This window comes from Hymenobacter koreensis (assembly GCF_039541855.1).
GTDB lineage: Bacteria > Bacteroidota > Bacteroidia > Cytophagales > Hymenobacteraceae > Solirubrum > Solirubrum koreensis.
On the sequence record NZ_BAABHA010000004.1, the window covers coordinates 196170 to 218419 of the forward strand.

The 22250-nt window shown below is 60.7% G+C and carries 16 protein-coding genes; all 16 read left to right on the forward strand.

Annotation, left to right across the window (positions count from 1 at the left end; all coding sequences use genetic code 11):
• Positions 1 to 11 precede the first annotated feature (11 nt).
• The 16 genes from ABD903_RS09755 to ABD903_RS09830 all read left to right on the forward strand — a co-directional run bounded on the left by ABD903_RS09755 (position 12) and on the right by ABD903_RS09830 (position 22122).
• Positions 12 to 791 (forward strand): polysaccharide biosynthesis/export family protein, encoded by a 780-nt coding sequence (locus ABD903_RS09755; RefSeq protein ID WP_345223709.1) that lies wholly within the window; start codon positions 12 to 14, stop codon positions 789 to 791.
• Positions 792 to 853: 62 nt separating this feature from the next.
• Positions 854 to 3238, forward strand: a complete 2385-nt coding sequence (locus ABD903_RS09760) for a polysaccharide biosynthesis tyrosine autokinase (protein ID WP_345223711.1) — start codon at positions 854 to 856, stop codon at positions 3236 to 3238.
• A 37-nt stretch (positions 3239 to 3275) separates the two neighbouring features.
• On the forward strand, positions 3276 to 4856 hold the full coding sequence (locus ABD903_RS09765; protein WP_345223713.1) for a lipopolysaccharide biosynthesis protein: 1581 nt from the start codon (positions 3276 to 3278) through the stop codon (positions 4854 to 4856).
• Positions 4853 to 6136 carry an O-antigen ligase family protein gene (locus tag ABD903_RS09770; RefSeq protein WP_345223715.1) on the forward strand — a complete coding sequence of 428 codons (1284 nt, stop codon included), beginning with the start codon at positions 4853 to 4855 and terminating at the stop codon, positions 6134 to 6136. Before ABD903_RS09765 ends, ABD903_RS09770 begins: the two co-directional genes overlap by 4 nt.
• Before the next feature lie 28 nt (positions 6137 to 6164).
• Positions 6165 to 7376: a glycosyltransferase family 4 protein gene (locus ABD903_RS09775; protein ID WP_345223717.1), complete on the forward strand. Its 1212-nt coding sequence runs from the start codon at positions 6165 to 6167 to the stop codon at positions 7374 to 7376.
• Positions 7377 to 7387: 11 nt separating this feature from the next.
• Complete coding sequence (locus ABD903_RS09780) at positions 7388 to 8071, forward strand: acyltransferase (RefSeq protein ID WP_345223719.1); 684 nt, start codon at positions 7388 to 7390, stop codon at positions 8069 to 8071.
• Between the two features lie 110 nt (positions 8072 to 8181).
• On the forward strand, positions 8182 to 9222 hold the full coding sequence (locus tag ABD903_RS09785; RefSeq protein ID WP_345223721.1) for a nucleotide-diphospho-sugar transferase: 1041 nt from the start codon (positions 8182 to 8184) through the stop codon (positions 9220 to 9222).
• Entirely contained in the window at positions 9219 to 10517 is a 1299-nt protein-coding gene (locus ABD903_RS09790; RefSeq protein WP_345223724.1) for a glycosyltransferase family 4 protein, read from the forward strand. Before ABD903_RS09785 ends, ABD903_RS09790 begins: the two co-directional genes overlap by 4 nt.
• A 41-nt stretch (positions 10518 to 10558) precedes the next feature.
• Positions 10559 to 11401, forward strand: a complete 843-nt coding sequence (locus ABD903_RS09795; RefSeq protein ID WP_345223727.1) for a glycosyltransferase family 2 protein — start codon at positions 10559 to 10561, stop codon at positions 11399 to 11401.
• A gap of 142 nt (positions 11402 to 11543) precedes the next feature.
• Positions 11544 to 12377: an O-fucosyltransferase family protein gene (locus tag ABD903_RS09800; protein ID WP_345223729.1), complete on the forward strand. Its 834-nt coding sequence runs from the start codon at positions 11544 to 11546 to the stop codon at positions 12375 to 12377.
• 17 nt (positions 12378 to 12394) lie between these two features.
• Positions 12395 to 13588, forward strand: a complete 1194-nt coding sequence (locus ABD903_RS09805; RefSeq protein ID WP_345223731.1) for a right-handed parallel beta-helix repeat-containing protein — start codon at positions 12395 to 12397, stop codon at positions 13586 to 13588.
• 965 nt (positions 13589 to 14553) lie between these two features.
• Positions 14554 to 17331 carry an Ig-like domain-containing protein gene (locus ABD903_RS09810; protein ID WP_345223733.1) on the forward strand — a complete coding sequence of 926 codons (2778 nt, stop codon included), beginning with the start codon at positions 14554 to 14556 and terminating at the stop codon, positions 17329 to 17331.
• 216 nt (positions 17332 to 17547) lie between these two features.
• Positions 17548 to 18660, forward strand: coding sequence for a GDP-mannose 4,6-dehydratase (gene gmd, locus ABD903_RS09815; RefSeq protein ID WP_345223735.1), 1113 nt, complete (start codon positions 17548 to 17550; stop codon positions 18658 to 18660).
• 101 nt (positions 18661 to 18761) lie between these two features.
• On the forward strand, positions 18762 to 19706 hold the full coding sequence (locus ABD903_RS09820) for a GDP-L-fucose synthase family protein (RefSeq protein WP_345223737.1): 945 nt from the start codon (positions 18762 to 18764) through the stop codon (positions 19704 to 19706).
• Between the two features lie 51 nt (positions 19707 to 19757).
• The gene (locus ABD903_RS09825; RefSeq protein ID WP_345223739.1) at positions 19758 to 21005 is read left to right on the forward strand and encodes a glycosyltransferase family 61 protein; all 1248 of its coding nucleotides are present in this window, start codon (positions 19758 to 19760) and stop codon (positions 21003 to 21005) included.
• Positions 21006 to 21096: 91 nt separating this feature from the next.
• Positions 21097 to 22122, forward strand: coding sequence for a glycosyltransferase family 2 protein (locus tag ABD903_RS09830; protein ID WP_345223741.1), 1026 nt, complete (start codon positions 21097 to 21099; stop codon positions 22120 to 22122).
• Positions 22123 to 22250 lie beyond the last annotated feature (128 nt).

Below are 22250 nucleotides of genomic sequence, written 5' to 3' on the forward strand. Positions count from 1 at the left end.
CCTCCACCATCATGATGACGTTTCTGTTGCCACGCTTGCGCCTGTTATGGGCAGGCTTGCTGCTGACCGGTTGTATCTCCCAGCGGCAGCTGCCTTACCTCCAAGGGGCCGATTATTCGACCCAAACTGCTGTAGCCGTTGCCAATGTGCCTACGCCCTATCTTCTCCAACCCAACGACGTTTTGTCGGTACGGGTGCAGAGCGCTCAACCAGCGCTGAACGAGATATTTAACGTAACCGACACCCGGGCCATATTTGGTGGTGACCCGGGTAACATGTTTTTAGCCGGCTACAACGTAGATGCGGCGGGCACCGTGAACCTGCCTACCGTAGGACCGGTGAAAGTAGCGGGCCTGACCACCGACCAAGCTCAGGCCACCATTCAGCAACAGGTAAACCGCTTTGTGCGCGATGCCAACGTGCTAGTAAAGCTCCTCTCTTTTAAGGTAACGGTGCTGGGCGAGGTGCGAAACCCCGGTCGGTACTTTGTGTACAACGCCCAAGCCAATGTGTTAGAAGCACTTGGCCTGGCCGGCGACCTTACTGAGTTTGGCAACCGCAGGAACGTAAAACTGATTCGGCAGACGGCCAAGGGCTCGGAGGTTATCCTGCTCGACCTCACCGACGCGAAGCTCCTGGCTTCTCCTTCTTACTACCTGCTCCCCAACGACGCACTGTACGTGGAGCCGGTGAAAGCCCGCGCAACCCGCGGCAATGCCACCAACCTCGGGTTGGTCTTTGGCGGCGTCTCAGCCCTCGTGCTTCTGCTCAATTACATCAAGCTGCAATAGCTCCCCGAGCCGCTCCGGTCTGCCTTTGCCTATCCTTTCCAGTTCCTCTAATCCCGCTCGGCATGGAACCACGCACCACCACCGCCCCCGACGAACTCGACTTAAATGAGTTGTTTTTCCGGTTGAAAAACCGTTGGCCCCTGTTTTTGGTGGGTTTGCTGGTGGCTGGGGCCGCCGCTTATCTCTACCTGCAGGTAAAGGCCCCGGTATACGACTTCCGGTCTACCATGCTGCTGGGCAACCAGAGCAGCGGCTCGAAACGGGCGCAGGAACTGCTTCAGCTGCTGGAAGTAAAGGACCGCGGCGTGAAGATGGAAGACGAAATTGGCCTGATCAGCTCGGCCGGGATGGTGCGCGAAGCCTTGCTCCGCCTGCCCGAGTTTCAGGTAAGCTACTTTGTGGCACCCAACACGTGGCTTAACAAGCTGCGTGACCTGCAAGTACGCGAGCTGCCCGTGGGGACGGTGCCGTTCCGCGTTGTGCCCGACCCCGCGGCACCGCAGCTTAGCGGCACTCGCGTGGCCGTGCAAATACTGCCCAACGGCCAATACCGCCTGCAAGCCAAAGCCGACCGCGCTGCGCTTAGCAGCCTGCCGACCGGGGAGTTGGTGCGCCAGGTGCTTGACCTGGAACTGGACGAAGTGGTGAAGGCCGGCCAACCGCTGCGTCACCCGTTGCTCAGCATAACCATTCAGCCCGTGCCGGGTGTGCCGAGTACCGCAAACGAGCGGTATAGCTTCCAGCTGAACGACCTTACCAGCCTAGCCGAGGGCTACGCCGGCAGATTGGTTGTGCGTAACCTGGACCACGAGTCGCGCATTATCGAGCTAACGACCAAAGGCACGGTGCCCGTAAAGGAAAAGCAGTTTCTGGACACGCTCATGAGCGTTTTCATTGCCGCCGACTTGCACGAGAAAAACCAAACGGGCCGCAAAACCCTGGATTTCCTCGACAACGAAATTGCCAAGCTCAGCCAGTCCCGCTCGCAGTCGGCCTCGGCACTGAGCTCGTTCCGGGCCTCCCGGGGCGTGGTCGATGTGTCGGCGCAATCCAATTCCGGCATTCAGCAGCTTTCAAATCTGGAGCTGGAACGCTCGCGGGTGGAGTCGCAGCGTAAGTTCTACGAAAACCTGCTCCACACCGTGCGTTTCAGCCAGGATATGTCGGCCTTATCGGCTGCGGGCGTCACCGATCCGGTGCTTAACAGCCTGATTCTGCAGCTCGCCGATTTATCGACCCAGAAAGCGGGCCTGGTGGTAAACGCCAGCGACCGGAACCCTCTGGTGGCCGTGCTCGATGAAAAGATCAAGGGCCTGAAAGCGTCGCTGGAGCAAAACCTGAACAGTTCCATCCGCTCGTCGAACTACCAGCTTTCGGACCTGAACAAGCAACTGAGCCGCGTGCGCGGCGACATGGACCGCCTGCCCGAAAACGAGCGGCAGTTGGCCGTGCTTAAAAACAAGTCGGACTTCAACGACAAAAACTACAACTTCCTGGTGGAGAAGCGCGCGGAGGCGTCCATTGCCTTGGCTACCAACGCCACCGACAAGAAAGTAATTGACGCGGCCACCATGGCCGGAGACGGGCCCTCGGCCCCGCGGCCCATGTTTGTGGGGCTCATTGCGCTGCTGGCCGGCCTGCTTACGCCCCTGGGCGCGGCCCTGCTACTTGACAAAACCAACCGGCGCATTCAAAGCAAGGAAGACTTAGCAGAGGTAACCAAAATTCCGATGCTGGGCGTGGTAGCTCACGGCACGCACGCCGACCGTGAGGAAATGCTCACGACCCCCAAAGGCCCCATTGCGGAGTCGTTCCGCTCTATTCGGGTTAACCTGCAATACCTCTCGGCGGGCCTCGATAAGAAGGTACTCGGCGTTACCTCGTCGGTGCCGGGCGAAGGCAAAACCTTCTGCGCCGTGAACCTGGCGGCCGAGTTGGCGCAGTCGGGCAGGCGCGTGGTGCTGCTGGAAACCGACTTGCGCCGCCCCACCGTGGCGAGCTACTTCAACCTCGACCCGGATTCCCCCGGCCTTTCCAACTACCTGGCCGACCTGAACCCGCTGGAAGAATGCCTCCGCCCCACCGGCCTGAAGCGCTTCGACGTGATTACCTGCGGCGAAATTCCACCCAACCCCACCGAGCTGCTGGAAACCGACCGCATGGGGGCCCTCATTGAGCACCTGCGCGCAGAGTACGATTACGTGCTGCTCGATACGCCACCGGTGGGCTACGTGTCGGAGTACTTCGTGCTGCTGCGCCACCTCGATGCGAACGTGTACGTGGTGCGCCAGAACTACACCGACCGCTCCCTGGTGAACCAGATTGATGAGCTGTACCGCGAGCAGAAAATCAAGCACGTGTACATCATCATTAACGACGTGCACTTCACCAAGACCTACGAGTACCGCTACAAACAGAAAGCCTACGCTTACGGCGGATACAACTAAGCCGCTGCCTCCTTCTCCACTGATTTCTCCACCCCGCATGTCCACTGCTGCTGCTTCTGCTCCCGCTTCCGGCCTGGCTGCCGCAGCTGTTCACGGGGTAAAGTGGACCACGGCGGCTACGCTCACCACGTCGCTGCTTCAGATTGGCTATACGGCCGTAATGGCCCGGCTGCTCACTCCCGAGGCATTCGGCTTGGTGGCGCTGGCGGGCATTACCATTCGGTTCGGCTCTTACTTCGCGCAAATGGGCATGGAGCTGGCCATCATTCAGAAGGCCGAGTTAACCGAGCGCGACATCCGGGCGGCGTTTACGTCTTCCATTGGCCTGGCGCTGCTGTTCAGTAGTTTGCTACTGCTGCTGGCCCCGGTTGCGGGAAGCGTTTTCGCGCAACCCGAAGTGGTGCCGGTGGTGCAGGTGTTGGCTGTGGGGCTGCTGCTTACGGGCGGCTCGGCCACGGCCGTGAGCCTGCTGCGTCGGTGCATGCGGTTTCGCACGTTGGCCATTGCCGAGGTTAGCGCCTTTGTGCTGGGTTACGCGGGCGTGGGTGTGGGCATGGCGTGGCTCGGGTACGGCGTGTGGAGTTTGGTGGGTGCCCAACTCACCCAGGCCGCCGTGCTGGCGGTGCTGACTTACGGGGCCACCCGGCACGCGGTTAAACCCCTGTTTAACTGGGAAACCTACCGCCCCCTGGTGCAGTACGGCGGTTGGTCGTCGGTCATCAGCTTCTGCGAGTACATTACCGGCGAGCTGGACAAAATGAGCATCAGCCGCCTGTGGGGCGCGGCGGCGTTGGGCATGTACTCCCGCGCCTGGATGCTCATTGGCTTGCCCATTTACACGTTGTCATCGAGCGTGGCGCGGGTGGCCCTGCCTTCTTTCAGCCAGGTGCAGCACGACCGGCCCCGCCTGAAGGCCGCTTACCTGCGCAGCATTGTGCTTATGGGAGCCATTATTACGCCCATTTGCCTGGGCGCAGCCGTGGCCGCGCCGGAAGTAGTGCGCGTGATGCTGGGCGAGAAATGGATGAATACGGTTCCCGTTTTCCGGCTGATCTGCGGGGTGTTTGCCCTGAGCATGATGAACATGTTTGCGGCCACCGTGGCCGATGCCACTGCCTCCCTGGTGCGCAAGTTTTGGCTGACGCTGGCCCACGCCGGGGCCCTTCTGGCGCTGTTTGCGCTGCTGCGGCCGTTGGGGCTGCTGGGGGTAGCGGTGGGCGTGTTGCTGGGCGAGGGGATTCGCACCGTTTTCTACACCCTGCTCATGCGCCGCGTGCTGGATGTGTCAGCGCTGGAAGTGCTGCGCTGTTACGGACCAGCCGTGCTGTTGGGCAGCGGGGTAGCTGCCGCCATTGCGGCCGTAGCCTGGTTACTGCGCGGTGCTAACATGCCGCTGGCCGTGGTGTTTACCGGCGAACTTCTGGCTGGCGCCGTGGCCTTGGCGGGTTTGCTGTTGCTGCTGCCGCTCCGCAGTCTGCAGGCCGAAATAGGCACCCAACTTGGTCACCTCGCGGTGCCCGGCCTCGGCTGGCTGCGGGCGTGGCTGCTACGTCATCAACCGGCCCCTGCCGCCGCTGTGCTGGCCGGCGCCGACGCTCAGCAACCCGTACGTGTATGAAGGTTAACCTACGATTTCTGCTCCTCACCGTGTTTGTGCTGGTGCTGGTCACGGACCCCGCCTTCACCCAGCTCGTGTTCGGGCCCATAGAGGACCCCATTATGGGCAAGTACCACTACATGCTGGTGGGCATTTCGGCGGTACTTGGCGTGGTGAACATCCGGTACATGAGCTCCATTATGCGGGCGTGGTTTCTGGTGGTGTTGCTTAGCCTGGGGGCCCTGGCGCTGGAATCGTACAACGGTTGGGGGCGCTGGATGGTGTACCCTCACGTTTTCGGCAAGCTAACGGTCATGCTGTCGTTGTTCGCGGTGTACGGCTACCATTGCCGCAAGGGCCTGCCGCCTTTCCGCCCGCTGGCGCGCTTCATTTTGGTGGGGCTACTGCTTAACCTGGCTTTGGTCAACCAGAATGCGCTGTCGGTTAGTGCGTTTCTCGATAACGAACGGGGCTTTGCTGTAACCTCGGCCTACCTGTTTCTGGTAGTGGCGCTGTTTTGCCTGAACTGGTTCCTGACCCGCGGCGGCACGCTAAACGTGGTGGTGTTTTTCCTCTGCATGGGCATGATCGTGTTCCTGCAGCACCGCACCGTGTGGGTATCGGCGGCGGTGTCGCTGCCGCTGAACATCCTGCTGCTGCGTCGGGTGCCCGGCGTACGCTTTACCATGAATCGGATTCTGCTGCTCACGCTGCTGCCTTTTTTGGTGGGCTCGGTGGGCGGCATTGCCACGGTGCTCGAAAACCCGGCCGTGCTCAAAAAGCTCGAAAGCAGCATCGACGACATTCAGAACCCCGACAAGCAGGGCACCGGCAACTGGCGCATGAAACAGTACGAATCGTACAAGCCCTTTATTGCCGAACGCCCCGTGCTGGGCTGGCGCATCGAAGGCTTTGAGCTGCCCGTGCAGTTTTACAGCACCGATACCGACGCCCCCATTTGGGAGAATTTCACCGGCCACCATTTCCACAGCTTCTACCTCGACCGCCTGTTTTACTTCGGTGTGTTTGGGGTGCTGCTGGTGGTGCTGGTGCCCATTATTGTGGTGGTGCAGCGCCTGTTACAGCCCGGGCCGCTACCGCCCGAAACCGCCGCGCTCATCGCCTGCGGCGCAAACCTGCTGGTGTATTCCATTTCCTACGACTGGTCGCCTTACCAGTTTGCGCTGGTGGGCCTGGTGCTGGCCGCCGTGCAAGCCTCGGCTCCGGTGCCGATATCCGCCCGGGCGGTTACGGCGCCGCTTCCGGCGCCACCCGCCGCCGAGCCCGTGCTTTCCTACTGACCTCCCGCTCCCCTACCCACCCTCCGCTATGAAAATTCTTTGGCTAGCCCCGTTTCCGCACCCGCGGCACCCGGCCCAACACCCGGCCCCCTGGCTCACCACCCTCGCCCAAGCCCTGGCGCAGCAACCCGGCCTCGAGCTGACGGTGCTCAACTGGGAATCGGGTTTGGATGCCCCGGTGGAAAACTTTGAGCGCGACGGAATACGGTTCGTGTTTCTGCGCGTTCCGGCGTCCCGGGCCGATATTCTTTCTCTTTATACCCGCCGGGTGGGCATTATTCGCGAGTACCTGCGCCGCCACCATCACCGCTATAACCTTATTCACGTGCACGGCTCGGAAATGCAGTTCCAGGCGGCCGTGGCCGGGCTGGAGGTTCCGGTGCTGCTGTCGGTACAGGGGCTGATATCGGAATGCGTGAAGGCCCTGCCCGATACCGTGTCGGTGCGGCGGGCGCTGTGGTCGTTGGCCAGCTACTACGAGCTAAAGTACCTGCCGCAGGTGCGGGAGTTTTTGTGCCGCACCCACTGGGACAAGGCCCACATTGCGCGCCTGAGTCCGGGGGCCCGTATTCACCACAACTGGGAAATGCTACGGCCCGAGTTTTTTGGGGCGGCGCCCCGGGCGGGCATGCCGGCGGCCGTTCCGCAGGTACTGTTTATGGGCGGCACCCAAGTCATGAAGGGCTTCCACGAAACCATGCAGGCCTTTAACCTCATTCGGCAGGAAACGCCCGCCCGCTTGGTGCTGGTGGGCGACACTTACGCCGAGGAGTTGGTCCGCTACATCCGCAAGGCCGGGCTGCGCCACATCGAGCCCGGCGACGTGGACTGCCGCCGGTTCCAGAGCAGCGCCCAGCTGATCGAGCTGTTCCGCCAGTCGTTGTGCCTGCTCCACCCCTCTTACATCGACAACAGCCCCAACAGCGTGTGCGAGGCCCAAGTGGCCGGCCTACCGGTGGTGGCCTCCAACGTGGGTGGCGTCAGCTCGCTCATCGACGATGGACAAACCGGCCTGCTTTCCGACTTAACCCCTCGCAACCTGGCCGCCGCTGTGCTGCGCCTGCACCACGACCCCGGTTTTGCCCGCCGCCTTGCCGTTCAAGCCCACCAGGTAGCCCGCCTCCGCCACGATCCGGCTACCATTCTGCAGCGCACCCTGGATACTTACCGGGGCATTCTGCAAATACCGGTGCCGTTTTCCGTGGCGGCCCCTTCCACCGCCATGGCCGAAACGGCCTAACCTGCTCCGCCATGAATTTTCTATACCGCATCTGGGGAATTCGCAAAGCCACGCATCTACTATTAAACGCTTGGTTTAATAGCTTGTACGCTGCCCGCCTCGGCAACCGCGTTCAGGTTTTTGGCCTGCCACTGCTGCAAGTACCCAACTGGCGCAACGTTCGGTTTGGGCGCGGCGCCTGGCTTATTTCCGACTCGTTTTTCAGCGAGCCGGGCGTAAGCCACCCCGTCCTGATTCGGCTGCTGAACCCGGAAGCCAAACTGACGGTGGGCGACGATTTTGGCATTAGCGGCGGCGGCATTTGCGTGCAAACCGAAGTGCGCATCGGAAACGGTGTTATGCTGGGGGCCAACGCCTTCGTGACCGACACGGATTTTCACCCGCTGGGCACCGAAAACCGCCGCTTCAACTTCGAGAACGTGCGCACGAAGCCGGTGGTGATTGACGACAACGTGTTCATTGGCATGAACAGCATCATCCTGAAGGGGGTCCACATCGGCCGAAACGCCGTTATCGGGGCCGGCAGTGTGGTTTCGCGCGACGTACCGGCCAACGAAATATGGGCCGGCAACCCGGCCCGCTTCGTGCGTCGCATTGCCGACGATGCGGCCCCGGCTGATCCCCAAACTACTGACCAGCTTCTGCCCGTTGCGGCGCCCGCCACCAAGCCAGTGCCGCTGGTGGCTGCTGAGTAGTTCGTTGTCAGTTGTCAGTTGTCAGTTGTCAGGATACGAGAACGAACTGGCAACTCACAACGAGCAACTGACAACCTAAAATTTTTGCTCCGCCAACCTGCTCCTGCATTATGCCTTCTCTTCAGCCAAACGCAACCGAAACAGCGGTTCTGCTGCTTGTTTTCAACCGGCCGGGCACCACTCGCCACGTACTGGAAGCAATTCGGGCGGCCCAGCCGAAGCGCCTTTACGTAGCCGCCGACGGCCCCCGCCCCGGCCGTCCCGCCGACGAAGCCCTGTGCGCCGAAACCCGCCAGCTGGTTACCGACCTCGTGGACTGGCCCTGCGAGCTACACACGCAGTTTCGCAGCACCAACCTGAACTGCGGGTTGGGCCCGGCCACGGCCATCGACTGGTTTTTCAGCCACGAATCGGAGGGCATTATCCTGGAGGATGATTGCGTGCCCACGCCCGCTTTTTTCCGCTTTTGCCACGAGCTGCTGGCGCGCTACCGCACCGATGAGCGAGTTATGCACATTGGCGGCAACAACTTTGCCCGGGAAGCCCAGCGCCCACCGCAGCCCGGCACCGATTCCTACTTTTTCTCGCAGCAGGTTAACAGCTGGGGCTGGGCCACGTGGCGCCGGGCCTGGCACTTGTATGACTTTCAGCTGAAACTGCTGCCCGAACTGCGTCGCCGCGGCCTGCTGGGGGGCCTTTACCCTTCGGCTTTGCAGCGCCGATACTGGCTGTCGAAGTTCGAACAGGTGCGGGCTACACCGGGCACGCCCGATATATGGGACTACCAATGGCATTTTGCCGTAGCCGCTAACGGCGGCCTAACTGTGGTGCCGCAGGTGAACCTGGTGCGCAACATTGGTTTTGGCGCCGACGCTACCCACACCTTCGACAGCGACGACGACTGTGCCAACGTGCCCGCTACCGAGCTGGCCTTTCCGCTGCAACACCCGCCCGTGGTGCTGCGCGACGCCCGGCGCGACGCCCACCGGTTCCGCGAGTTTCTGCTGAGCCGCCTATCGGGCAAACTGCAGCGGTTACTCTCCCGCCTCGTGCCGTTATCGGGAGCCGACCCGGCGGTACCGCCGCGCTCCACTACGCCCGTTCCGGCCCTGGAGCCGGTATTCTCCACCGCTAATCAGCCCTCGGTATGAACGTGCTCCTTTCCGCATACGGCTGTAACCCCCGCCAAGGCGGCGAAAACGGCAACGGATTTCACTGGGCCTGGCAAACGGCTGTTCGTGGCCACCGGGTGTGGTGTCTGACGACGACCGACGGCCGCGCCGGCATCGAAGAATACCTGCTGGAACACGCCGCCGAGCCCGCGGCCACGCGTTTGCAGATGGTGTATGTTGACGTGCCTGCGTGGGTGGAATTTCTCTTTCGCTGGCAGTTTGGAGTGTACTTCAACTACATGGTGTGGCAGTACCAAGCCTGGCGCAAAGCCAAGGAGCTGGACCAAACCGTCGACTTTAACTTGGTACACCACGCCACGTTTGGGAGCCTGCAATTTGCTTCCTGGCTCTGGCGCCTGAAGAAACCCTTCATTTTTGGGCCCGTGGGCGGCGGCCAGCAGGCCCCCGTGGCTTTCAAGCGCTACCTGCCGGGCTGGTTTAAAACTGAAACCATGCGCAACGCCATCAGTTGGCTGCTGCTGACCTTCGATCCGAACGTGCGCCAAACGGTGCGCCACGCGAGCGTGGTGCTGGCCGGCAACCGCGAAACCGCCCGGTTGGCCGAGTCACTCGGTGCCCAGCGGGTAGAGCTGTTTCTGGACACCGGCCTGCCAGAAACGTTTTTTCCGGAGCAGGTGTCGGTGCGTGCTCCGCACCCCGAGCTGCGGCTACTCTGGTTGGCCCGGCTTTATCCCCGCAAAGCCTTACCCATGGTGCTCGAAGCCCTGGCCCAGGTTCACCCACGGGTGCGCTTTCACCTAACTATTATTGGTGATGGTCCGCTGGGGCCCCTGGTGCCCAGCTGGCTGGCGCAATACGGCCTGCAGGAGCGGGCCACTTGGCACGGTGCCGTGTCCTGGGCCGAAGCGCGTGAGGCCCTGGCTGCGCACGACGTATTCCTGTTCGGCAGCCTGCGCGACTCCTTCGCCTCCCAGTTTTTGGAGGCCATGGCCATGGGGTTGCCCATTATAACCCTTAACCACCAGGGGGCCCGCGACTTTATTCCCGCCGAAGCCGCCATTAAAGTACCCGTAACCACCCCCACCGAAACCACTGCCGCGCTGGCCCGGGCCGTTGAGCGGCTGTACGACCACCCCGAGTTGCTTCCGGCCATGGGTGCGGCCGGATTTGCCTTTGCCCGTACCCAAGCCTGGCCCGCACGCGCGGCGCGCATGGCGCAGCTAGAGGAACAGTTGGTTGGCCTTGCATCCCCCCAGAATCAGCCCCTGGCCCCAGCCGCCCGAACCCAGACTGAACCCGTTCCCGCGGCCTGAGCCAGCGGGTACCGATACTCTATTTACTTGTCCCTACGCGTATGCTGTACATTGTTATTCCCGTTCACAACCGCTTGGCGTACACCCGCGCCTGCTTGCAGTCCTTGCGCGAGCAAACTACCTCGAACTTCCGCGTAATCGTGGTCGATGACGGCTCGACCGATGGCACCAGCGCCGCGCTGGCCGCCGAGTTCCGGGAAGTAGAAGTGCTAACCGGCAATGGAAACCTGTTTTGGACCGCCGGCGTGAACGTGGGAATTCGGCGGGCCCTGGAGCGCGGTGCCGACCGCGTGATGACGCTCAACAACGATGTGCTGGCCGCCCCCACGTTTGTGGCCCGTATGCTGTACTGGTCTAATCGGTACCCCAATGCCCTGCTGGGGGCGCTGGAACAGGACGCCAATACGCACGAGCCCATTTACGGTGGCGAAGTGTTTAACTGGGTGACGCACCGCCGCCGCGAGCTGCTGCGCGAATTAACCCCTGAGCAGCAACGCGGCCTGCACGCCGTAACCTATTTGCCAGGCCGGGGTCTGCTCATCCCGGCCCAAGTATTTGCAGCTGTGGGCCTGTTCGATGAAGCGCGTTTGCCCCACTACCTCGCCGATTACGACTACACCAGCGTGGCCCGCCGGCACGGCTTTCCGGTGTATGTGAACTACGATGCGCACCTGCTCACTTACCCCGACGAGAGCGGCCAGGAGCAAACCCGCCGCCAGCGCAGCGTGAAAGGGTATTACGAGCACCTGTTTGGCATTCGGGGCGGCGGCAACCTGCGCAACTTCACCCATTTCACCCTTAAAAACTGTCCGCCACCCTTGGTGCCGGTTTCCTTACTGAACGGCTACGCCCGCCGTTTGGTGGGGTATTTCCTGCACAAGTAAAGCTGCTTGCACGGCTGTATTCGCGGTTCCGCACCTGTTTACCGGCCCTCTTTCACAAACGATTTAACACACTGGCTCAGTGGTTATTCTAGTCAAACGTTTTGGTCAGCTCGGCAATCGGCTGTTTCTTTTTGCCCACCTCGTGGCCAATGCTACCGAGCACTGCTATGCCCTGGCCAACCCCAGTTTCGGCAATTACGCCGTGTACTTCGAAGCCACGGCCTCGAACAACTTCGGCGGCCTGCCGGTGCAGGTGCACGTACTGGCCCGCCCGGCCCTCGACCGCTACCTGGCCAAGCTGCTGAGCATGGTGCAGCACCCGAAGGTGTTTGGCTGGCTGCAACGCCTACAAGGCTGGCTGCCCGGCCGGCGGCGTTTGCCTCAGCTTATGTACCTCGACGACGCGCAAACCTTCGACCTCAACGAGCACGGCTACCTGCGCGCTGCCCGGGAACGGGTGGTGCTGCTGCACGGCTGGTGTTTTCGCGACCGAACCAACATTAGCAAGCACGCGCCCCTCATTCGTGACCTGTTCCGCCTCGTGGAGCCGCACCGGCAGGCCGTAGATGCGCTGGTGCAAAAGTGCCGTGCCCACGCCGATGTGCTGGTGGGCGTGCACCTGCGCCGCGGCGACTACGCCACCTTCAACAACGGCAAGTACTACTACGACAATGCCACGTACGCCCGCGTAATGCGCGAGCTGCAGGCACAGTTCCCCCAGCCCGAACGCGTGGCTTTTGTCCTATGCTCCGATGAGCCCCTTGACCTGAGCGCCTTTGCGGGCTTGCCGGTTCACCTGGCTAACAACCATGTAGTGGAAGACCTCTATACCCTCGCTGCCTCCGACTACGTGGTGGGCCCGCCCAGTTCCTATTCCATGTGGGCTTCCTTTTACGGGCAGGTACCCTTGCTGCACCTGGAAACTGCCGAGCAGCCGGTGCCGCTGGCGCAGTTCCGGGTTTTCACCGACGAGTAACTTTTCAGCCCTCTGCCATGGCCCCCGCAATTTCTCACTCGGCCGCCGCCCTGCTTCCGTATTTGTGCCTGCTGCTTACCGGTTCTCAGTCGGGCAACACCCTGGAACCCGGCGTGCTGGTAATCCGACGCGGGGGTACTTACTCGGGCACGTTCAGCAGCCTTAACTCGTCGGTGCCGTGCGTGCGCATTAAAACCACCGAGCCCGTGGTGTTGAACAATTGCGTGCTAAAGGGAGCCGGCGACTTGATTGTGGCGGAAAGCGGCGCCGACTTGGTGGTGCGCAATTGCCGGGCTTACGGCCTGGTGCCATCCGAAGACAACCGGGCCCGCGGCCGATTCCTTTCGATTGTAGACGCCCGCCGGCTGCTGATTGAGCGCAACTACCTCGACCACACCACGGGCATTGTGGTGTACCGCTGGAGCGGCGACGGCTCGGCCCGCCAAACCCTCACCGTGCGCCACAACCAGGTGCGCAACATCGACGGGCGGCACCGCAACGGCGGGGCTGATGCCACCCCCAGCTTTCTGGGTTTGAACCAGGTACGCGGCGTTGCCAACATCGACATTAGCTACAACGAGGTGGTGAACGAGCCCAACCAGTGCAGCACCGGCGACGTGGTGAACTTCTACAACTCCTCCGGCACGGCCCAAAGCCCCATGCGCTTCCATAACAACTACGTGCAGGGAGCCTACCCCTACCCGGCCAACGGCCCCCGCTACACCGGCTCCGGCATGACCACCGACGGCGACGGGGAATCGGCCCTTACCACCACCGCTTACCTCGATGCGTATCAGAACCAGTTTGTGAGCACCTGCAACGCCGCCATGAACATTGCCGCTGGGCACCACATTCGGTACCACCACAACCGCATGGTAACCAGCGCCCTGCTGCCCGATGGAACCCCGCTGAAAGCCGTGTACGCGGCCACTTCCATTTTCAACTTCTATAAAAAGCCCTCCACGGTGTTCTTTGCCAACCGCATCGACCATAACGTTATCGGGTACCGCAACCCGGGCTACCAGCTGCCCCTGCCCGAGCGCCACGACCTGAGCTTCGAGAACTGCACGCCCTGCGAAGAGAATACCCACCTCCCCAATCCCATTACCCTGGACACGGAACGTGCCGAGTGGGTGATGTGGCAACGGAAGCTGCAGCGCAAAGCCCTGCAGGTAGGCCCCGATACCACGCACGATATAGTGCGGTACTAACTACAGTCTAGGCAGGATCGGCAGGCCGCTTTTAGCCGCAAAAAGGCGGGGCACACCCGTGCCAGTACTGACGTACCAGCACTGAGCATTAAATGTAATTTTTCCTGATTCAACCAAATGAAGCAGCAATGGATACAGGAGGCATTACCTGGAACCTAGCGTCTTGCACCAGCCTTTGATAGGTACTATTATCCTTATGGATTTTGATGTAGATTACTACGGCTGTAGCCAAGCTTTCGTGCTATTAACTTTGACCTCTTCAGGCTGCCTTGCGCAAATTAGCAGGCGTTTTCAATGCCCTTAAAAACGAAAAGCAACAGCCTTGTTTTACAACCTCTTCATTTTCAGCGCCCCACAAGGGCGCTTTTTTTATTCTTTTTTTTTTCGAAGTCCGGCCCTAAATGAGGCAATCAAAAAGCCGCCTCAGGTTTAGCCAGCGCCGTATGCGCAGAAATAGCAAAAACTCTACTAGGAAACGTCATATTTAAAAAAAATTTGCGCACCCATTGCATCTTCTCATTTTTTTATACATTTGTAACGAACCCTCGGTACTGATTTAGGATTATTTACATAAACCAATCAGTTACTTTTTTCTAAAAATGCCCTGAATAGTCGGCTTGCCGCGTTTTGGATTGCATCCTTAGAAGAGAGAGTGAGCCAGGTGCCTCAGCACCGTACGCTCCGTGATGTTGGCACGTGTAGTTGAGTAAAAACCTTGTTTTCTGCCTTCAACGCCCAATCCTACCGCTTGCTTGTTGCAGTACCCTCACAAACCCGGGTGTGAGACCAACTGCCAAACAGCCGCAGCTTGCGGGCGTTGTGCTGCCACTGAATGCAGCAACAGAGCATAGAGGCTGAAATCAGCTGATTGCACAAAAAGAACTTGCTCGGTCGGTAATAATAGACTTATCGGCAGGAGCATCCGCAACCAACCCTAGATAGGGCTCTTTTCACAAACAAACAGAATGCAAAAAACCTCTGGAATCCTCCGGCCGCGGTTCGACCGTGAAACCTCTGGTACACGCTTTCTGCCGTTGATGGCGCAAGTGCTGTTGGTAGTAGTAAGCTTGTTTTCCACCCCGCTTAGTGCGTGGGCGCAACAAGTTCCTAATGTAACGTTTCAGGGCCCCATCACGATTACCCAAGGCGGTACGTATTCGGGCAATTATCGCAGCAACGACACCAATGTACCGGCTATTCGCATTGCCACTACGCAGCCGGTTATCATTCAAAACAGCATCATTGCCAGCGCCGGCGACCTTATTTCGGGCGGTAGCGGCGCCGACCTTACCGTGCGCAACACCCAGGGCTACGGCCTGACGCCCACGGTTGACAACCGCCACCGGGGTCGTTTCATTGCCATGAACGACGGCCGTCGCTTAACGGCCGAGTATAACTACATGGAGCACACCTGCGGCATTGTGGTGTACCGCTGGACCGGCGACGGTTCGGCCAACCAAACCGTGACGGTTCGTTACAACAAAGCCAAGAACATCGACGGCCGCTTCCGCAACCAAATCGGCGGCACGGCGCAGGAATACAACGGCAGCTTCATCGGATTTAACACGGTGCAGGGCATTGCCAACATCGTCGTGGCCTTCAACGAAGTGATTAACACCCCGAACGAATCGGCAACGGGTGACATCATCAACTTCTGGAATTCCTCGGGTACCGCTACCAGCCCGGCGCGGGTGCACGACAACTTTATTAAAGGCGCATACCCCTACCCGGCTACCATGAACAGCTACTCGGGTACGGGCATTACCACCGACGGCGACGGCTCGACGCCCGCTACCACCACCGCATTTCTGCACGCCTACAACAACCAGTTTGTGGCTACGTCGAACGCCTCGATGAACATTGCCGCGGGCCACGACGTGTATTATCACCACAACCGCATGGTGACCAGCGCCCTGTTCCCCGATGGCTCGCCCATGCGGGCAGTGTACGCGGCTACGTCCATCTTTAACGCGTACCAGAAGCCCAGCACGGTTTTCTTTAACAACCGCGTGGAGCACAACACCATCGGCTTCCGTAACCCCGGCTACACGGTACCCTTCCCCGACCGCCACGACCTGAGCTACGGCAACTGCACGCCCTGCACCAACACCACCCACCTGCCCAACCCCATTACGCTTCAGACCGAAGCCAATGAATTCACCCTGTGGCAGCAAAAATTGCAGCAGAACGGCATTACGGTGGGCGCTAACGGTTCGGGCACGGCCCCAACCGTTCCCACCAACCAGGCGCCCACGGTTAGCCTCACGAGCCCGGCCGCCAGCACGGTAACAATTGGCCAGGCCCTGGCGCTAGCGGCTACGGCTGCCGATGCCGATGGCACGGTTGCCCGCGTGGAGTTCTTTAACGGTGCTACCAAGCTGGGCGAAGACACCTCTGCGCCTTACACCCTGAGCTACGCCACCGTAGCGGCTGGTACGCTAAGCCTCACGGCCAAAGCCACCGACAACGCCGGAGCTTCTACTTCCTCAGCGCCGGTGACGGTAACGGTACAAACGGCTGTTACCCCGCCCCCTACCTCGGGCAGCTCCACGCTTTACCGCGCCATAAACGTAAACGGCCCGGCCATTACCCTCGACGGAAACACTTGGGAAGCAGGCGCTACGGCCGCTAACGTGCAGATCAGCGGCACCGCTTTGGTGAACCCCAACGTGGCCCTTGTGCCTTCTACCGACGCGACCCGTTCGGGCATGATTCGCTCTTTCATTTACGATGCTCCGTTGCGCGCCACCATTGGAAGCGTTCCGAACGGTACGTACAGCGTGTTCCTGCACGTGTTCGAAGACAACAGCCCCGAAACGTTCAGCATTGCCATTGGCGGACAAACGGTACTCAGCAACTACAACAGCGGTTCCGCTGGCACGTGGCGGCGGCTGGGTCCCTTCGCGGCCAACGTAACCGATGGCAACCTGCGCATCACCACATCGGGTGGCCATGTGAACCTTTCGGGCCTGGAAATTTTCCGCAGCAGCACGACTACCGCGCCCACTACCCCCACCACGCCCACCACTACCCGCTCGCTCTACCGTGCCATTAACGTGAACGGCGCGGCTACCACCATCGACGGCATCAGCTACGAAGCCGGCACTGCGCCCGCGAACGTAACGGTTCAAGGCTCCCGCCTGACGGCGCCAAGTGTAACGCTGGTGCCCGCCACCGACGCCGCCCGCACCGAAATGATTCGCTCGTTTGTGTGGAGCAACCGCCTGAACTACACCCTGACCAACGTACCGGCCGGTACCTACGAGGTGTCGTTCTATGCCTGGGAAGACAATAACGCCGAAACCTTTAGCGTGAGCCTGAACGGCCAGACCGTAGTGAGCAACCACAACAGCGGCTCGGCCGGTAGCTGGAGAAAGTTCGGGCCGTTTGCCACCACGGTATCCAACGGCACTATTTCACTGCTAAGCAGCGGCGGCGCCATGAACCTGTCGGGCATTGAGGTGTTCCGCACCACGGCCGTTACCATTTCCAGTGCCACGGTGCAGGCTTACCCTAACCCGTTCGTGGATCAGCTGAACGTAATGCTCACGCTGGCCCAAGCCGAAACCGTAACCCTGGCACTCTACAACGGCTCGGGCATTGAGGTGCAGCGCAGCAACGTAGCGGCCTCGGCTGGCAGCAGTACGGCTACGCTTAACGTTACCGCCTTGCCCACTGGCCTTTACGTTCTGCGCATTCTTACAGGCTCGCTCAGCGGCCAAACCATTCAGTTGCGGAAGTAAACCTTCCGTCAGACCGTCCTCCACCACGGTCTACCAGACCCGGTTGCGCAAGCGGCCGGGTCTTTTTTTGTGCTTTATCTTAATAATATAACTATTGAAATAATTTATTTAAATTAATCGGACACTACTATTGGAATTACAGTTATAAATACAATTATTTGATGGCAAAGTTCTAAGAAAGCCAATTTCGCCATCTTCCACTACTCCACCACTCGTATGAAGCGCGCACTCATTACCGGTATAACCGGGCAAGACGGGGCCTACCTGGCCGAACTGCTGCTGAGCAAGGGCTACGAGGTGCACGGCATCAAGCGCCGCAGCTCCCTGCTCAACACCGACCGCATCGACCACCTCTACCAGGACCCGCACGAGCCGGACATCCGTTTTGTGCTGCACTACGGCGACCTGTCGGACGCCACCAACCTGATCCGCATCGTGCAGGAAGTGCAGCCCGACGAGATTTACAACCTCGGGGCCATGTCGCACGTGAAGGTGTCCTTTGACACGCCCGAGTACACGGCCGACGTGGACGGGGTGGGCACGCTGCGCCTGCTCGAGGCCATTCGCATTCTGGGCCTTACCCACAAAACGCGCATTTATCAGGCCTCCACCTCCGAGCTGTACGGGCTGGTGCAGCAGGTCCCGCAGAGCGAGGCCACGCCCTTTTACCCGCGCAGCCCGTACGCCGTGGCCAAGCTCTACGCCTACTGGATTACGGTGAACTACCGCGAGGCCTACGGCATGTACGCCTGCAACGGCATCCTGTTCAACCACGAAAGCCCGCGCCGCGGCGAAACGTTTGTGACGCGCAAAATCACGCGGGCCGCCGCCCGCATTGCCCTGGGCCTGCAGGACAAGCTGTACCTGGGCAACCTGGACGCCAAGCGCGACTGGGGCCACGCCAAGGACTACGTGGAGGCCATGTGGCGCATGCTGCAGCAGGACCAGCCCGAGGACTTCGTTATTGCCACCGGCGTCACCACCACCGTGCGCGACTTCGTGCGCCAGGCCTTCCGCGAGCTGGGCATTGAGCTGACGTTTTTTGGCGAAGGCGCCGACGAAACAGGCCACGTAGTAGCTTGCCACAACCCCGAGTTTCAGCTGCCGCTGGGCCAGGAGGTGGTGGCCGTGGACGCCGCCTACTTCCGCCCCACCGAAGTGGAGCTGCTCATCGGCGACCCCACCAAGGCGCACGAAAAGCTGGGCTGGAAACCGCGCTACGACCTCGGGGCGCTGGTGGCCGACATGGTACAGGCCGATTTGGAGCTCTTCCGCCGCGACGCCACCCTGCGGGAAGCCGGTCACCAGGTACTGAATTACTACGAATAGGGCACGCCTACTTTCTGCGGCCAGGTCATACGGTGACTGCACTGCCAAGTAGCAACTACCGCCTGTGCGGCTTTTCAGCCTCTCCACCTCATCGTTCTCCAATGGATCTTACCGCCCGAATTTACATCGCCGGCCACCGCGGCATGGTGGGCTCGGCTTTGGTGCGCCGTTTGCGCGCCGCCGGCTACACCAACCTGTTGCTGCGCACCTCTCAGGAACTGGACTTGCGCAACCAAGCCGCCGTGGAGCAGTTTTTTGCCGCCGAGCAGCCCGAGTACGTGCTGCTGGCGGCCGCCAAAGTGGGCGGCATTCAGGCTAACAACGTCTACCGCGCCGACTTTCTGCAGGACAACTTGCTGATTCAGTGCAACGTGATTGGGGCCAGCCACCGCCACGGCGTGCGCAAGCTGTTGTTCCTGGGGTCTTCGTGCATTTACCCCAAGCTGGCGCCCCAGCCCATTAAGGAGGAATACCTCTTAACGGGGCCGCTGGAGCCCACCAACGAACCGTACGCCCTGGCCAAAATAGCGGGCCTGAAGCTCTGCGAGGCCTACCGCGACCAGCACGGCAGCTCGTTCATCACGGCCATGCCCACCAACCTCTACGGCCCGAACGACAACTACGACCTGCACAGCTCCCACGTATTGCCGGCCCTGCTGCGCAAGTTCACCGAGGCCGTGCAACTGGGCATGCCGCAGGTGGAAGTGTGGGGCTCGGGCACGCCGCGCCGCGAGTTTTTGCACGTCGACGACCTAGCCGACGCTTGCCTGCACCTGCTGCTGCACTACGACGGCCGCGAACCGGTGAACGTGGGCACCGGCCAGGACCTCACCATCCGGGAGCTGGCCGAGCTGGTGGCGCAGCTCACCGGCTTTACCGGGCGCCTGGTGTTCGACCCGAGCAAACCCGACGGCACCCCGCGCAAGCTCCTGGATGTAAGCAAACTCCACGCTTTGGGCTGGAAGCACCGCATTGAGCTTACCGAGGGTGTGCGCCAGGTACTGGCCGAGGCCACCTCGCTGGCCAATGCGCCTGTGCTGTCATAATACCCGGTTAGCCCGACGTATTAGTTTCCCGTCCACTTCCCTTTCTGAGCTATGCACCACGTACTACACCGCGCGCAACGCCGAGCCGGGCGTATCCTTCGCGAACTGGTTCCCTATAACCGGCGGTACCGCCCTGTGGGTGTGCACTCCAGCAGCCGCCAGCTGGCCACGCTGCCCAACAGCGGCGCTAGCTATTATGAGGTAATACCGGCGCACACCTCGTATCTGAATATGCCCGACGCTTTTTATGAGCAGGCCTCCACGTACGGCGGCAGCCTGCACAGCAAGCCCAATCGTCAGGAAGCAGTTCCCGCGGCGTTTGTGCTGGAATTACGCCAAGGCCGCGTGTATGCCGATAACAACGACAGCGTGGCGGTTATATCGGCCGATAACAAGCTGGTGGGCGACGCCTCGTTTCAATACACGAACAAGACCTGGGACACCATTCAGCCCGAAGACAACAACATTTTTCGGCAGAGCTACTTCCTGGAGCCCGAGCGCATAAATGGCACCGTGTGCAGCCTGCTGTCGGGCGGCGGTGCGGCCATTGGCAACTACTACCACTGGATGATTGACTCGGTACCGCGGCTGCATTTGCTGAAAGAAACCGGCCAGCTGAAAAGCGTCGATTACTTTCTGGTGTACGACCGGCAGCTTCGCTTCGTGCAGGAAACGCTGGTGGCGCTGGGCATCCGCCCCGAACAGCTTATCGATGTTGCCACGCACCGCCACGTGCAGGCCGATCGACTGCTGGTAACCTCGCCGGTACGCGGAAACGGCGCCCACACCCCCAGCTGGGCCTGCGACTTTCTGAAAGCAGCTTACCAGCCGGCTCCTTTGCCCTTGGGGCAGGAGCGCAAGTTCAGTCCGCTGGTGTACATCAGTCGGCGCGACGCCGATACCCGTCAGGTACTGAATAAGGACGCTGTGGAGGATTTGCTGAGCCAGTACGGCTTCGAAACCTACGTGCTCAGCCCCATGAGTTTTGCCGATAAGGTAGAGCTGTTTGCCGGCGCCCGGGCCATTGTGTCTACGGTAGGCGCGGGCATGACCAACCTGGTATTCTGCGCCCCCGGCACGCCCCTGCTAGAGCTGTTTCCGCAGGGCTTCGTAGTGCCCGATTTCCTCGAGCTTTCGTCTCGGGTAGGCCTCGATTACCACTGGATGGTGTGCCCGAACCTGCGGCCAGCCACGGATCTGGGCGACGCGCGCCGTGAAGATCTGACGGTAAACATTGAAGAGTTGCGCCGGCAGCTGGACTTGCTCCAGCTTCATGAAGCGGTAGCGGCTACGGCCTAACGAAACGGCTTTACGGCCAAGACAAGCCGTGACCCTGCCTCCCCTTTAACCCCGAGTGGAATCCTTCCTCTGCTCACAGTCCACTTCTGCCATGACTCTGCTCTCCATCGTTACCTGGAACAGCGCCGACAGCATCGAAGACTGCCTGCAGTCGGTACTGGCCCAAACTCACGCGGGCTTCACGGTATGGGTGGTCGATAACGCCTCTACCGACGATACCTGCGCCCGCGTGGCCGCCCTTGCCGCCACCGATACCCGCATTCAGCTGCACCCCTTACCCGAAAACACCGGCTTTTGCGGCGGCCATAACTACGTGCTCGACCGCACGGAATCCGATGCCGTGCTGCTGGTAAACCCCGATGTGGTGCTGCCGCCCGATTACCTGGCCCGCGCCTTGGCCGTGCTGCACTCCGATGAGCGCATCGGCACGGTGTGTGGCGTGCTGTTGCAGTCTACCGATGTCGACCCGGTCGTGGACTCGGCGGGCATGGTGGCGCTGCCCGGTGGCCGGTTTGCGTTGCGTCACCACGGCCGGCCGTTGAGCAGCGTTCGGTTTGCGGCCAAAGTGGAGGATGTGCCCGGCGCCGACGGCGCCCTACCCCTGTACCGCCGCCGCTTTATCGACGACTTACGCGTGGAAGGCGCTTTCTTCGACGCCCGCTTCTTTGCGCACAAAGAAGACTGGGACATATCCTGGCGCAGCCAACTTTACGGGTGGCGCACAGTACTGGCCACGCAGTGCCACGCCTTACACCCACGCCACTTCCGCCCTTCGGATCTGCGCCTGCGCCTGCGCCTGAACGGCGCCATGAAAGCCGACGCAGTAAAAAACCAATTGCTGTTGCTGCTAAAAAATCCCACGCCCCAGCAGCTTCCGGGCTTGTGGTTACGCGCTTTGCCGCGCCAGGTAGCTATTCTGCTGTTTGCGCTGCTGCTGGAACCTCGCTCGTTGCGAGCCTACAGCTACCTGTGGCGTAACTGGCGTGCGGCATGGAATGCCCGGCGACAGATACAGACCCGGGCGGCCCGCGGATGGCAGCCTGCTGCCTTCACTGTTCAGCCAACACTTCCGGCTGCCATTATCCAGCAACTACACACAGTGGCTGCGTCAGCGTAAAGCACGCCGGCACTGCGTTCTTATCCATATGCTGCAGCCAATTTTTAAACACCCATTTTTATCAATAATCATATTAATAATAGTACATTATCAGCCATAAGCCAGATCGACAAGAGTTCCTCCACCTC